The 12451-nt window shown below is 44.1% G+C and carries 16 protein-coding genes; 14 read left to right on the plus strand and 2 right to left on the minus strand.

Annotated elements, in window-relative coordinates:
* The first annotated feature begins 37 nt into the window (after window positions 1-37).
* The 7 genes from R2B72_RS03535 (at window position 38) to R2B72_RS03565 (ending at window position 6094) form a co-directional block, all read left to right on the plus strand.
* Complete coding sequence (locus R2B72_RS03535) at window positions 38-502, plus strand: GAF domain-containing protein (protein WP_318614857.1); 465 nt, start codon at window positions 38-40, stop codon at window positions 500-502.
* Complete coding sequence (locus R2B72_RS03540; RefSeq protein ID WP_318614859.1) at window positions 499-1554, plus strand: ATP-binding protein; 1056 nt, start codon at window positions 499-501, stop codon at window positions 1552-1554. Before R2B72_RS03535 ends, R2B72_RS03540 begins: the two co-directional genes overlap by 4 nt.
* Before the next feature lie 7 nt (window positions 1555-1561).
* On the plus strand, window positions 1562-2209 hold the full coding sequence (locus R2B72_RS03545; RefSeq protein WP_318614860.1) for a response regulator transcription factor: 648 nt from the start codon (window positions 1562-1564) through the stop codon (window positions 2207-2209).
* Between the two features lie 18 nt (window positions 2210-2227).
* The gene (locus tag R2B72_RS03550; protein ID WP_318614861.1) at window positions 2228-2755 is read left to right on the plus strand and encodes a hemerythrin domain-containing protein; all 528 of its coding nucleotides are present in this window, start codon (window positions 2228-2230) and stop codon (window positions 2753-2755) included.
* Between the two features lie 121 nt (window positions 2756-2876).
* Complete coding sequence (locus R2B72_RS03555) at window positions 2877-4391, plus strand: MFS transporter (RefSeq protein ID WP_318614863.1); 1515 nt, start codon at window positions 2877-2879, stop codon at window positions 4389-4391.
* A 158-nt stretch (window positions 4392-4549) separates the two neighbouring features.
* The gene (locus tag R2B72_RS03560) at window positions 4550-5569 is read left to right on the plus strand and encodes a ThiF family adenylyltransferase (RefSeq protein WP_318614864.1); all 1020 of its coding nucleotides are present in this window, start codon (window positions 4550-4552) and stop codon (window positions 5567-5569) included.
* Between the two features lie 12 nt (window positions 5570-5581).
* A complete protein-coding gene (locus R2B72_RS03565) occupies window positions 5582-6094 on the plus strand; it encodes a MogA/MoaB family molybdenum cofactor biosynthesis protein (protein ID WP_318614965.1) in 513 nt (170 codons plus the stop codon).
* A 153-nt stretch (window positions 6095-6247) separates the two neighbouring features.
* On the opposite strand, the gene moaC is transcribed toward R2B72_RS03565, so the two are convergent.
* Window positions 6248-6739: a cyclic pyranopterin monophosphate synthase MoaC gene (gene moaC / locus R2B72_RS03570; RefSeq protein WP_318614865.1), complete on the minus strand. Its 492-nt coding sequence runs from the start codon at window positions 6737-6739 to the stop codon at window positions 6248-6250.
* A 60-nt stretch (window positions 6740-6799) separates the two neighbouring features.
* Between moaC and glp the strand changes: the two genes are divergently transcribed.
* The 7 genes from glp to R2B72_RS03605 all read left to right on the plus strand — a co-directional run bounded on the left by glp (window position 6800) and on the right by R2B72_RS03605 (window position 11944).
* Entirely contained in the window at window positions 6800-8056 is a 1257-nt protein-coding gene (gene glp, locus R2B72_RS03575) for a gephyrin-like molybdotransferase Glp (protein WP_318614867.1), read from the plus strand.
* Window positions 8044-8562, plus strand: a complete 519-nt coding sequence (gene mobB, locus R2B72_RS03580) for a molybdopterin-guanine dinucleotide biosynthesis protein B (protein WP_318614868.1) — start codon at window positions 8044-8046, stop codon at window positions 8560-8562. Before glp ends, mobB begins: the two co-directional genes overlap by 13 nt.
* Window positions 8549-8995: a molybdenum cofactor biosynthesis protein MoaE gene (locus R2B72_RS03585; RefSeq protein WP_318614869.1), complete on the plus strand. Its 447-nt coding sequence runs from the start codon at window positions 8549-8551 to the stop codon at window positions 8993-8995. Before mobB ends, R2B72_RS03585 begins: the two co-directional genes overlap by 14 nt.
* A complete protein-coding gene (moaD, locus tag R2B72_RS03590; protein ID WP_318614870.1) occupies window positions 8992-9225 on the plus strand; it encodes a molybdopterin converting factor subunit 1 in 234 nt (77 codons plus the stop codon). The genes R2B72_RS03585 and moaD overlap by 4 nt, the downstream gene beginning before the upstream one ends.
* Entirely contained in the window at window positions 9222-9794 is a 573-nt protein-coding gene (locus tag R2B72_RS03595) for a molybdenum cofactor guanylyltransferase (protein ID WP_318614871.1), read from the plus strand. Before moaD ends, R2B72_RS03595 begins: the two co-directional genes overlap by 4 nt.
* A gap of 4 nt (window positions 9795-9798) precedes the next feature.
* Window positions 9799-10809: a GTP 3',8-cyclase MoaA gene (gene moaA / locus R2B72_RS03600; protein ID WP_318614873.1), complete on the plus strand. Its 1011-nt coding sequence runs from the start codon at window positions 9799-9801 to the stop codon at window positions 10807-10809.
* Window positions 10810-10981: 172 nt separating this feature from the next.
* Window positions 10982-11944 carry a D-glycerate dehydrogenase gene (locus R2B72_RS03605; protein ID WP_318614874.1) on the plus strand — a complete coding sequence of 321 codons (963 nt, stop codon included), beginning with the start codon at window positions 10982-10984 and terminating at the stop codon, window positions 11942-11944.
* 202 nt (window positions 11945-12146) lie between these two features.
* On the opposite strand, the gene R2B72_RS03610 is transcribed toward R2B72_RS03605, so the two are convergent.
* Window positions 12147-12242, minus strand: coding sequence for a putative holin-like toxin (locus tag R2B72_RS03610; protein WP_318614875.1), 96 nt, complete (start codon window positions 12240-12242; stop codon window positions 12147-12149).
* Window positions 12243-12451: the final 209 nt, after the last annotated feature.

The raw sequence follows: 12451 nt of genomic DNA on the forward strand, positions 1-12451 counted from the left end.
GTAATTGCCTTTTTTTTCTATATAGGGAGTATAGATTATGGATGGAATGAAGGTTTTTAATTATCAACAGGAAATAGAACAGTTAAAAGCTCATTTTGGCTTTGATTTTGTTGGAGTGGCGCTTGTTCAATCGGCTGAACGTCATTTCGAGCTCAAATGGGAATTTGCCGCAGGGAATCGAAGTAATCGTTATCGAAGAATTGTTTTGCAAACAGGTAAAGGTGTTGCAGGGCATGTTTTTAAAACAGGTAAACCGTTCCTTGTAGAGGACGTAGAAGAGATGCTTGAGGAGAAAGATTTATTTAATTATCCGATTGTCGTTTCAGAAGGATTGAAAAGTTTTGGGGCGATTCCTTTATACAAATATAATCGGGTTAAAGGTGTGTTACTCGTCGGGTACCGTGCTGGAAAGAAATTAACACCGCAAGGATTCGAGGATTTTAAACAGGTAATTGGCCCGAGATTTGGACCTTTTTATAACAGGGAGAAGGTGAAGGATTGATACGTTTAGATAATCTTCAATTGCAAGATTTGTTGATGAAAATGTATGACAATTCAGCTGAAGCTATCTTCTTTTTTGATCGCAATCGAAAAGTGATATCGATGAATAATGCCGCCGAACTTATTTTGGATCCGGATGTACTAGATCGAATAGCGGCAGGTGACAGCGAAGCAATTTGTTTGCCATGTAAAGGGTATACAAGTGAACAGGAGCTTCGGACATGCCTGTCTTGTTACATCAAGAATCCGCAGCAAGATTTAACTTCATTCCAAGTCTATTTGGATACAAAAGGAAAAGGGGTTATCCCTTATACAGGTAGCTACCAAACCATTGATGAGGAAAATGGTATCCGTGTCTTTATGCTTCGTGATTTGACTAAACAATATAAGACGCAAGAATCTTTGAATCAAAAAATGATGATGAAAAGTATTATTAAAGCCCAGGAAGACGAACGAAAACGGATTTCCAGAGAGCTTCATGATAGTGTGGCGCAGGAAATGCTTAGCTCATTGGTTGAATTACGCGTATTGAAGTATATGAATATTGATACGGAAGTACTGAAAAAGGTACAACAGACGGAAGGTTCACTAATGCGGCTGTTAGATGATATTCGACATCTTTCCGTCGAGTTGCGACCTGCTACTTTAGATGATCTAGGACTCGAAGCTGCGTTTAGAACACATTTTAAATGGATTGAAAAAAATTACGGGCTAATTGTGCATTTTACATCTGAGCTTCATTCAAAAAGGTATGGCGGTGAAGTTGAAACGGTTGTCTACCGGATTTGTCAGGAGGCTGTGTTCAATGCGTTGAAATACGCCGATACGGATGATATTACTGTTCGGTTGTTTGAAAAGGATGGCTTTTTGAAATTACATGTTATCGATGAAGGAAATGGATTTGATTCGAATGCGGTTCATCCAAAAGGGACCGGATTGGGTTTATATGGTATGAAAGAAAGAGCTGCCCTTGTCGAAGGAGATATCATTATCCTTTCGGAATTGAGTAAAGGCACTATTGTTCGACTGGAAATACCACTAACAAAGGAGTGATCAACCGTTGAAAATCATAATTGCAGATGATCACGCAGTCGTTCGTAGTGGGTTTATGCATATATTAAACTTCCAAAGCGATATGGAAGTTGTTGCAACTGCGGCTGATGGTTTAGAGGCATATGATTTAGTCGCTAAGCATCGCCCTGATTTATTGCTAATGGACTTAAGTATGCCGCCAGGGGAAAGTGGTCTTATTGCAACCGGGAAAATAAAAGAGGATTTTCCGGAAACGAAAATTCTTATTTTAACGATGTATGACGATGAGGAATATTTATTTCATGTCTTAAAAAATGGTGCATCAGGCTATGTCCTGAAAAATTCACCAGATGAAGAATTATTTGATGCCATTCGGATTGTCTATGGAGGCGGGACGTACATTCATCCGACGATGGCGACATCACTTGTTCGAGAGTTTGTTAAAAAAGATGGCGATGGAGTGGAAACGGATCCATACAAAATTTTGTCGAAACGTGAGATTGAAGTTCTCCCACTTGTCGCAAAGGGCTATGGCAATAAAGAAATTGCGGAGAAGTTGTATATATCCGTTAAAACAGTGGAAGCCCATAAGTCTAAAATTATGGAAAAGCTTCAACTGAAAGGCCGTCCTGAGCTCGTTGAATATGCGTTAAAGAAAAAGTTTTTAAACTTTTAAAGATGAGGTGCATAAGCGGTGGCAGAAGAAAAGAAGTTTAAATTTGATCTACCAGCATTGCGTGTCCTTGAAAATGAACATAATTATTTGCTGTACTTGATGCAAGATTGGCATTTAATCGTCCTCGCTTTTCAACGTGATATGTACACGCTCGAAGAAGGGCATGAAGCACTACAGACACTTCGCAGAAAGCTGATCGAGTTTATTGACCCGTTAAAAAATCATACGGAGAAAGAAGAAGAGCACCTTTTCCCTTTACTTGCCAGGTATGTAGGTACTGAACAAGGACCCGTCAATGCAACGGAAGAGGAGCATGAAGAAATTGATGCTTATATTGGTCACTTCCTTCATCATACGCGCGGCGATTTAAGTAAAATGACGATGAAGGACATGAAAGATGTCGTTAAGGATGCAGGTGAAGCATTCGAAGTGATTACGGTTCACTTTGTCAAAGAGGAGTCCATTCTCTTCCCAATGGTCAATAATATTTTGAGAATTGAAGAACAAGATAAGCTATATGAGCAATTGTATACGTCTATTTTGTGACAACAAAAGGATATAGGGATTTCCCTAGCGCATTAGAGGGGAGCACCCAATAGTTTTTAAGAATTACAGTCGTTACAATCATACTATAGCATTAGTAATTAATAGGATTGGACTGATTGGGATGATTAGAAAAGCGCAATTGCCGTTGCAGACGGCAAACTTAGTAGTCGGCTTTATGGTATGGGTACTCATATCTTCACTATTGCCATTCATTCGAGAAGATATTGCAATTCCAGCGGAAAAGCTAGCGATTGTAACGGCTGTGCCAGTCGTGTTAGGGTCTGTTCTTAGAATTCCACTAGGCTACTATGCGAACGTATTTGGTGCAAGGCTTATCTTTTTTGTAAGCTTCATTTTACTACTATTTCCAGTGTTCTACATAAGTGAAGCATCAACGTTTACAGATTTGATCATCGGTGGAACATTCCTGGGAATCGGCGGAGCTGTATTTTCTGTAGGGGTTACATCGCTACCGAAGTATTTCCCGAAAGAGAAGCATGGTCTTGTCAACGGGATTTACGGGATGGGGAATATGGGTACAGCGATTTCTACATTCGCAGCGCCTGTCATTGCCACGCAAGTGGGTTGGTCGATGACTGTTAAATTCTATCTGGTCTTGCTGTTAATTTTTGCAGCATTGAATTTCATATTTGGTGATCGTAAGGAAGCAAAAGTAAAAACACCTATTGTTGAGCAGATCAAAGGCGTTTATAAAAATGAGAAATTGTGGTTCTTCTCATTGTTCTACTTCATTACGTTCGGTTCGTTCGTTGCCTTTACGATATTCTTACCAAACTTTCTTGTCACTTATTTCGAACTAGAGAAAGTAGATGCGGGTATGCGGACGGCAGGATTTATCGTCGTGGCAACATTCCTTCGTCCAGTGGGTGGATGGCTTGCAGATAAATTCCAACCATTGTTCCTTCTAATGGGGGTCTTTTCTTGCTTAACATTTGCAGCATTTCTTCTAGCATTTTCTCCATCGATTATGCTTTATACGGTCGGGAGTATGCTAATTGCGACTGCTGCTGGAATTGGGAATGGAGTCATCTTTAAACTCGTGCCATTCTATTTTAATAAGCAAGCGGGGATTGTCAATGGGATTGTATCAATGATGGGTGGTCTAGGTGGATTTTTCCCGCCATTGTTGCTCTCCGTTATTCACTCGATGACAGGTTCTTATTCAATCGGGTTTATGGCGTTTTCGCAAGTGGCACTTGCCAGTCTAGTGCTCGTTGTTTGGCTCTATTATATGGATCGTGTATCGGCTGCGGCAGAAGTGTTTAACTCAACAGGACAGGGTATTCTTGTGACAGATACTGCTGGGAAAATCGAGTTGATTAATCCGGCTTTTACTAAACTAACAGGCTACGCTAAAGAGGAAGTAATCGGCAGAAGCCCGAATATCCTTAGCTCAGGCAGACAATCGACTGAGTTTTACACAACAATGTGGAGCCAAATTGGGCAACAAGGTGAGTGGCACGGCAAAGTTTGGAATAAGAAGAAAAATGGTGAGGAATATTTGGAACTACTTTCTATCAATTCAGTAACAAATGATTCTGGTGAGACAATCCGTTACGTGGGGACATTTAGTGATATAACGCCTCCGGGTGAAGAGGGCAGCCGGTCAAATTGACCGGAAGCCCTCGCTTCATTTTTAAATGAAAAGGCAGTCTAAGATCACGACATCCTTCCTCACTGCATGACTAGTTTCCTGCTAGCTCTGACAACGAGGATGGATTGTGACCTGCATCCTGTGGGCCTGGAGCTAGACAGAAGAAAAAGGGTGATATTTTGGACAATCGCTATTCAAGACAAACATTGTTTACACCGATTGGACAGCTTGGACAGGACAAGCTAAGCGCATCACATGTTGTCATCATTGGCTGTGGCGCATTGGGGTCAGCTATATCAGAGACGCTTGTCCGTGCAGGGGTCGGTAAATTGACGATTGCGGACCGGGATTATGTCGAGTCGACAAACTTACAAAGACAGCAGCTATTTATCGAACAAGATGCACGGGATGGTGTACCGAAAGTAGTTGCAGCTGAAAGACGGTTGAAAGATATTCGACAAGATGTTGATATCGTAACGATGCTCGATCATATTGATGGAGCATTGATGGAGAATCTCGCGCAAGATGCAGATTTGATTATGGATGCCACCGACAATTTTGAAACACGCCTCCTAATAAATGACATCGCATGGAAAATGGATATCCCATGGGTGTACGGGGCTTGTGTGGGTAGTTCAGGTACTGTTTTTCCATTCATTCCAGGGAAGTCTGCTTGTTTCCGTTGCTTGCTCCCCGTATTACCATCTGTGAATGAAACATGCGATACCGCAGGAATTATCGCACCGGCTGTGCAAATTACTGCTGCCCATCAAAGTGCCGAGGCGTTAAAATGGCTAACGGGTAATGTGGAGTCCATGCGCACGAAAGTCTATCATTTTGATGTCTGGAACAATACGCATGTTGAGGCAGGGATTTCCCGAATGCGTAGCGAAGTATGTGAGACATGCGGGAAAACACCGACGTATCCGAGTTTACATCGTTCAGAAGGAACCGGCTATGCGGTTTTATGTGGAAGGGATACGGTGCAAATTATTCCGGATAGTGTGCGTCCTTTGACGATTGCGGATGGGGAACTTGTTGCTAAGCGCTTAGGTGCGCCTTATAAAGTAACACCTTTCTTTGTAGAATTTCATGCAAGTGGTTATCGCTGTATTTTATTTGGAAATGGTCGGTTATTAATTCATGGACTGAAGGATATGAAGGTTGGGCGTAAACTGTACCATCAATTTTTCGGATGAAGTGAGGGAATTATCTTGTCGCATTTACATAATGAAGAGAAGAAGTTAGTCTGTTGTGTGTTGACGGTAAGCGATACGCGTAATGTGGCGAATGACCGCAGTGGATGGACAATCCGAACGAAGCTTGAAACGGCGGGGCATCATATTTTTGAAACGTGGTTATGCCAGGATGATCAGATGGAAATTGAGTCGATACTTGAGGAATGGCTAAGAAATCCAAATGTCCATGCCATCATTACGACAGGCGGAACGGGCATTGGTTTCCGTGATGTCACGATTGAAACAGTGACACCTTATTTCACAAAAACACTAGATGGATTTGGTGAATTGTTCCGGTTTTTAAGCTATACAGAGGATGTAGGATCGAAGGCGCTATTGAGCAGAGCAACAGCTGGGACTATTCAGGAGAAAGTGTTGTTTGCACTTCCAGGTTCAGAAAAGGCTGTTGGGTTGGCGATGGATAAGTTGATTGTTCCGGAATTGCATCATATTGTGCATGAGTTGACAAAACATCTAGTCGACTAACAAAAGCGCTAGCGCCTGTTCAGTCCCGGCAAGTGCTGGAAGGCTGGAAGGCTGGAAGGCAAAGGCGTCCTTTGCCTTTACAGCAAGACTGAAGCGACTCGAGGGGGTAGGCGCAGGAGCCTAGACGATAAAAAAAGGATGCGTAAAGCATCCTCATACCTGTCGGTTATAATCGCCATTTTTCCCGCCAGTTTTGCGAACAAGCATAGTCGGTCCGATAATCATTTCTTTGCCAGCAGCTTTACACATGTCGTAGATAGTAAGTGCAGCTGCAGAAGCGGCGGTAAGTGCTTCCATTTCGACACCTGTTACGCCTTTTGTTTTGGCTTCAGCTTGAATCAAGACCTCATAATGTGCTGCTGTTTCATCGATGTTCCATTCGAACTGAATGTCGACGCCTGTTAATGGAATTGGGTGGCACATCGGGATAAAGGTAGATGTGTTTTTGGCCGCCATGATTGCCGCGACTTGGGCAACTGCAAAGACATCGCCTTTCTTATTTGTCCCTTCTGTAATTTGAGAATGGATGGTTTCATTGACGAGTATGGAAGAGGTTGCGATAGCTGTTCTGATGGTTTCGGTTTTATCGGAAACGTCGACCATTTTCGCACGGCCCTGTTCGTTAAAATGCGTGAGTTCTGACAATGGATTCATTCCTTTCGAACAATATAGTGTTAGTATACCAGAAGAATGTGAGGGATTAGTATGGTAGAAATGAGAAAGCCAATTCCGGTGACGGAGGCAGTTCGACTTGTAATGGAGCATATACATACTACCGGAACAGAAATGGTTCCACTTGAACATACATATGGAAGAATTCTTGCGCAACCAATCATTGCGCAGCATGACGTCCCATCCTTTAATCGATCACCGTATGATGGCTTCGCAGTTCGTGCGCAAGATACGACTGGTGCATCGGGAGATAACCGGGTTGCGTTCAGTGTAATTGGAGAAATCAGCGCTGGCTATGTAGCAAATCGTGCGATTGGCGAAGGGGAAGCATACCGGATTATGACGGGTGCGCCGATTCCTGACAATGCGGATGCAGTCGTGATGCTGGAGCAAACTGTTGAGCAGGCAGGTGGCTTTACATTACGAAAACCGTTTAGTCCTGGTGAAAATATGTCCTTCAAAGGTGAAGATGCGAAAGAAGGAGAACTGTTAATTGAAGCTGGCACATTGATTCATCCGGGGACAATTGCGCTGCTGGCAACGTTCGGTTATGCGAATGTCGAAGTGGCAAAACGTCCTACTGTCGGGATTTTATCGACGGGGACAGAGTTATTGCGTGTTGATGAACAATTGGCACCTGGGAAAATTCGTAATTCAAATGGTCCTATGATTGCAGCGCAGCTGGAACGGATGGGCATTCGCTATCAGTCTTACGGTATGCAGGCGGATGATTTGGATGCGTGTACGGCAATCGTTGAACAAGCACTTGCTGAAACGGATGTCCTCATTACGACGGGCGGGGTTTCAGTCGGTGATTATGATTATTTACCTGCCATTTATGAGCGTCTGGGTGCTAAGGTTTTATTCAACAAAGTGGCGATGCGACCGGGTAGTGTGACGACGGTGGCGGCCCTTGGTAATCAGCTACTGTTTGGCTTATCGGGTAATCCATCTGCTTGCTTTACGGGGTTTGAATTGTTTGCGCGACCAGCGATTATTGGGATGATGGGCGGAACGGCACCGTATATGCCACGTATGACAGCAAAGCTTGGTGAAGATTTCGTCAAACCAAATCCATTTACGCGTTTCATTCGTGCAATGTGGGATATGACACCAGAAGGAATGGTTGCTGTGCCTGCTGGTTTCAATAAATCAAATGCAGTGTCTTCCATAGCGCGAGGAAATTGCCTGATAGTCTTACCAAGCGGAACGCGTGGTTTCGTGACAGGTACGGAAGTGGATATTTTATTACTTGGAGCTGAGCAAGGTGTTAGTGAATGGGTGCTATGAAGACACTCCATGTCGTAGGTTTTAAAAATAGTGGCAAGACGACGCTCGTTGCGAGATGGGTTCGTTTAGTGAAAGAACAAGGATTGAAGGTTGCGGTATTGAAGCATCATGGTCATGGCGGACAACCTGCCATGCCGGATGCTTCGACGGATACGATGCAATTTTTCAACGGTGGAGCAGATGTATCGGTCGTTGCAGGTGGCGGAGCTGTTCAATTATTGGTTAATGAAGAGCCAGGGTTCGCGGAGCTGAAAGAGATGGCGGCAATGAGGCGTCCGAGTATTTTACTTGTAGAAGGGTATAAGGAACAACAAGGAGACAAAGTGGTGCTGGTAAGGAACGCGGAAGATTGGGAGACCTTGCGGAACTTGTCAGGCATTCAACTTGTTGTCGGTTGTCCAGAAATTGTAGCGGGCAGTAGGCAAATCGCATCCAGGACAGATGTCGAGCAACTGGATCACTGGTTCCTTGAATGGATAGAGGAGGACGGCAATGAAACCGTTTGAAATTGTAGAAACGCCGATTGAAACACAAAAATATTCGGATTATGTACTTCACGCGGGTGCGGGTGCTGTCACTGTATTTACGGGGCATGTGCGGGAATGGACACATGGGATTCGTACATTATATTTGGCATACGAGGCGTACGTACCGATGGCAGAAAAGAAATTAGCGCAAATTGGTGCTGAAATGGAAGAAAAATGGCCAGGTGTAAAAGTAGCGATTGCACATCGAATTGGCGAGATGCATATTTCAGATATTGCTGTCGTCATTGCTGTATCGTCTCCGCATCGAAAAGCAGCTTATGAAGCGAATGAATATGCCATCGAACGCATTAAGGAAGTCGTGCCCATTTGGAAGAAAGAGATTTGGGAAGACGGCGAAGAGTGGATTGGCGGACAGAAAAAGTATCCTGAAAAGGGGAGTGCAGAACAGTGATTAAAGTAAATTATTTTGCCAGGCTACGCGAATTAACGGGCAAGGCGGAAGAGACAATTGAACAACAATCCATGACAGTGACAGAATTGCTGGACTGGGCAGAGGCTACTTATCCCGGTTTTGGCAAAGATACCGTGCATGTTGCCGTCAATGAAGAGTATGCCTTGAAGGAAGATGTGATCCAATCAGGTGATGTTTGCGCATTTATCCCTCCGGTGAGTGGCGGATGACGAGGACGGTTGGTGTCGTTCTTGCGGGAGGATTATCGCTTCGATTTGGTTCTCCTAAAGCATTTGCGAAGCTCGATAATCGGTATTTTTATGAGCGGGCGACGGAAGCATTGAAGGCTCATTGTGATGAGGTAATCATCGTAACAAGACGGGAGCTTTTGGAATGTTTTCCTGAAGGGATAACAGCGATAACTGATATTATTGACTATAAGGGACTCGGTCCGCTTGCAGGGATCCTGTCTGCGATGGAATCCGTGGAAGCGGACCGCTATATCGTGTTGCCTTGCGATATGCCATATGTCGATGAAGCGGTTATTGGGAAGTTGTTGTTACAACATGAACAACGTGTAACAGCGGTTGTGGTAGATGGGCGGCAGCATCCGCTTGTGTCCATTTGGGATAGCCGTGTGAAGGGTAATCTTCAAGAGGCGTTGGATAATGGGCAATTGCGTGTTATGCCTGTCCTTGCAAAGAGTGGTGTTAGGTGGATAGATGGCGGTTTGTTGACGGATGATGAAAAGCGGGTGTTCACCAATGTGAATACGCCTGGGGTATTGGAAGGGAGCTGAGTGTGTGGAAGCAATCGTAGATAAGCTGGGACGACCGATTCGGGATTTACGGATATCGGTAACGGACCGCTGTAACTTCAGATGTTCCTATTGCATGCCGAAGGAAATATTCGGTGACGATTATGTATTTTTACCGAAAAAAGAATTGCTGTCGTTTGAGGAAATTGAACGGTTTACACGTTTATTTGCTTCATTGGGCGTCAAGAAGCTCCGTTTGACAGGTGGCGAACCCCTTATGAGGCGTGATCTTCCAGAATTGATTGGGAAGCTGATGGGAATTGAAGGCATTGAGGATATCGGGTTGACGACGAATGGCGTGTTGCTCAAGCAATATGCACAGCCACTTTATGATGCCGGCCTTCGCCGTTTGAATATGAGCCTTGATGCACTAGACCCGGAGATTTTCGGCAAATTAAACGGGAGAGGCATTAAACCGGAGCTCATTCTTTCTAATATCGATTATGCGCAACAAATTGGCTTTGAAATCAAAATGAATATGGTCGTTCAAAAAGGCGTCAATGAGGATGAGATTCTACCGATGGCGGCTTACTTTAAAGAGCGAGGTATTACACTGCGTTTCATCGAGTTTATGGATGTAGGCAATGACAATGGCTGGAGCTTTGAAAAAGTGGTCACGAAGAAAGAGATTTATGATAGGTTGCGTGCTGTACATGATATGGAACCTGCCGATCAGGATTATTACGGCGAAGTTGCGAAACGCTATCGTTATATGGATAACGGGGCGCAGGTTGGTTTCATCACATCTGTTTCGGAATCGTTCTGTTCAACCTGTACACGGGCGAGATTGTCGTCGGATGGTAAATTGTATACGTGTTTATTTGCATCAGATGGGTTCGATTTACGGGAATTGATTCGAGGTGGATTGTCCGATGCGGAATTACTAGACGCCATTTCAGGTGTTTGGGGGCGTCGTGGAGACCGTTATTCGGATGAGCGGACGGAACAGACGGCGAAAAATCGTAAGAAGATTGGTATGAGTTATATTGGTGGATGAGGCACTACTTCGGTAGTGTCTTTTTTGTGGGGAATAGTGGAATGTTGCTTAGTTTGGCGAAATCGTTGTTTAGTTTAGTAGAAACGTTGTTAAGTTATTCGAAAACGTTGCAATTACTCTCCCGACTCACAGAGTTGTGTTAAAATTGTGATAGATGCAAGGGGGAATTGAAATGAAACCAAGAATCTATGTAACAAGAAAACTAGATGATAGCGTGATAGCACCACTTCTGGAGAAGTTTGATGTGCGGATGTGGGAGTCTGAAAGTGAGTCAGTTCCGCGTGAGGTTCTATTACAAGAAGTTGTAGAAGCGGATGCATTATGGAGCGTTCTGGCCGATTCTATTGATCAAGAGGTGCTTCTGGCGGGAACGAAGTTGAAAGTTGTTGCTAATATGGCGGTTGGCTATAACAATATTGATCTTGAAGTTGCCAAGGAACGTGGTATTACCGTGACTAATACGCCGGATGTGTTGACGGAAACGACAGCGGATCTGACATTTGGACTGCTTCTTGCGACAGCGCGTCGTTTGATGGAGGCGGAAAATGATGTACGAACGGGCAATTGGACGTCGTGGTCGCCGATGGCTTATACCGGAATGGACGTTGGAGGCGCGACGCTTGGTATTATCGGCATGGGACGGATTGGCGAAGCAGTAGCACGTCGGGCAAAAGGATTTAACATGCGGATTTTGTACCACAATCGTAGCCGGAAAATGGATGCAGAAGTGGAGCACGGCTTTGAATATGTCGGGCTGGATACATTGTTGAAAGAAGTAGATTTTGTCGTAATTCTTGCGCCGTATACAGCGGAAACAGCGGGATTGATTGGAGCTAGGGAACTCGGGTTGATGAAAAAGACAGCAGTCCTTATTAATGTCGCACGTGGTGGCATTGTTGATGAAGCAGCGCTCTATGAAGCATTAAAAAATGGTGATATTTGGGCGGCGGGGCTTGATGTGTTTGCAAAGGAACCTGTTCCACAAGATAATCCGTTGTTGACACTACCGAATGTGACAGTGTTACCGCATATTGGTAGTGCAAGTATTGCGACGCGTCTTGGGATGATGACCTTGAATGCACAAGCGATTATGGATGTGTTGGAGGGAAGAGAGCCGGCGAATCGGGTGGTTTGAAGGAAGAGTATTTGCGATGTAAACCCGATAGGTAGACAGTCATTTTAAGGTTTGTTATAATTACAGTAGCAACGAGATATACTAAAAAGACCACAACGATGTTTGCGCATCGTTGTGGTACTCATAATAGATGGGTTCCCGATACGGGGATCAGCATCACACGATGAAATAATCCACCTGAGCGCCTAAACTCAAGGGTGGATTATTTCTTTTGTGACATAGAATACGCTAGTGCCAGTGTCGCAACTTGTAAAGTTGAGAAACTAATCATGACCATCAGCGTTTCGAATATTGTCATCTTAGCAGCACCCCGGGCCCACAGGATGTGGGTCATGCAGACGTTGCCGCAGGACGCGGCGAACTTAGTCTGCCTTCCTTAACATTTTATATACCGTGACCGGAACAAGAAACAGGATGCTGACCACCCTTGAAAACCATATGCTATTATTCTTCGATTATATCATAAGCATGTTTTTTATATAAATTATTATTGAAGTGTGATTTGAA

The organism is Sporosarcina sp. YIM B06819 (assembly GCF_033485175.1).
Lineage (GTDB): Bacteria > Bacillota > Bacilli > Bacillales_A > Planococcaceae > Sporosarcina.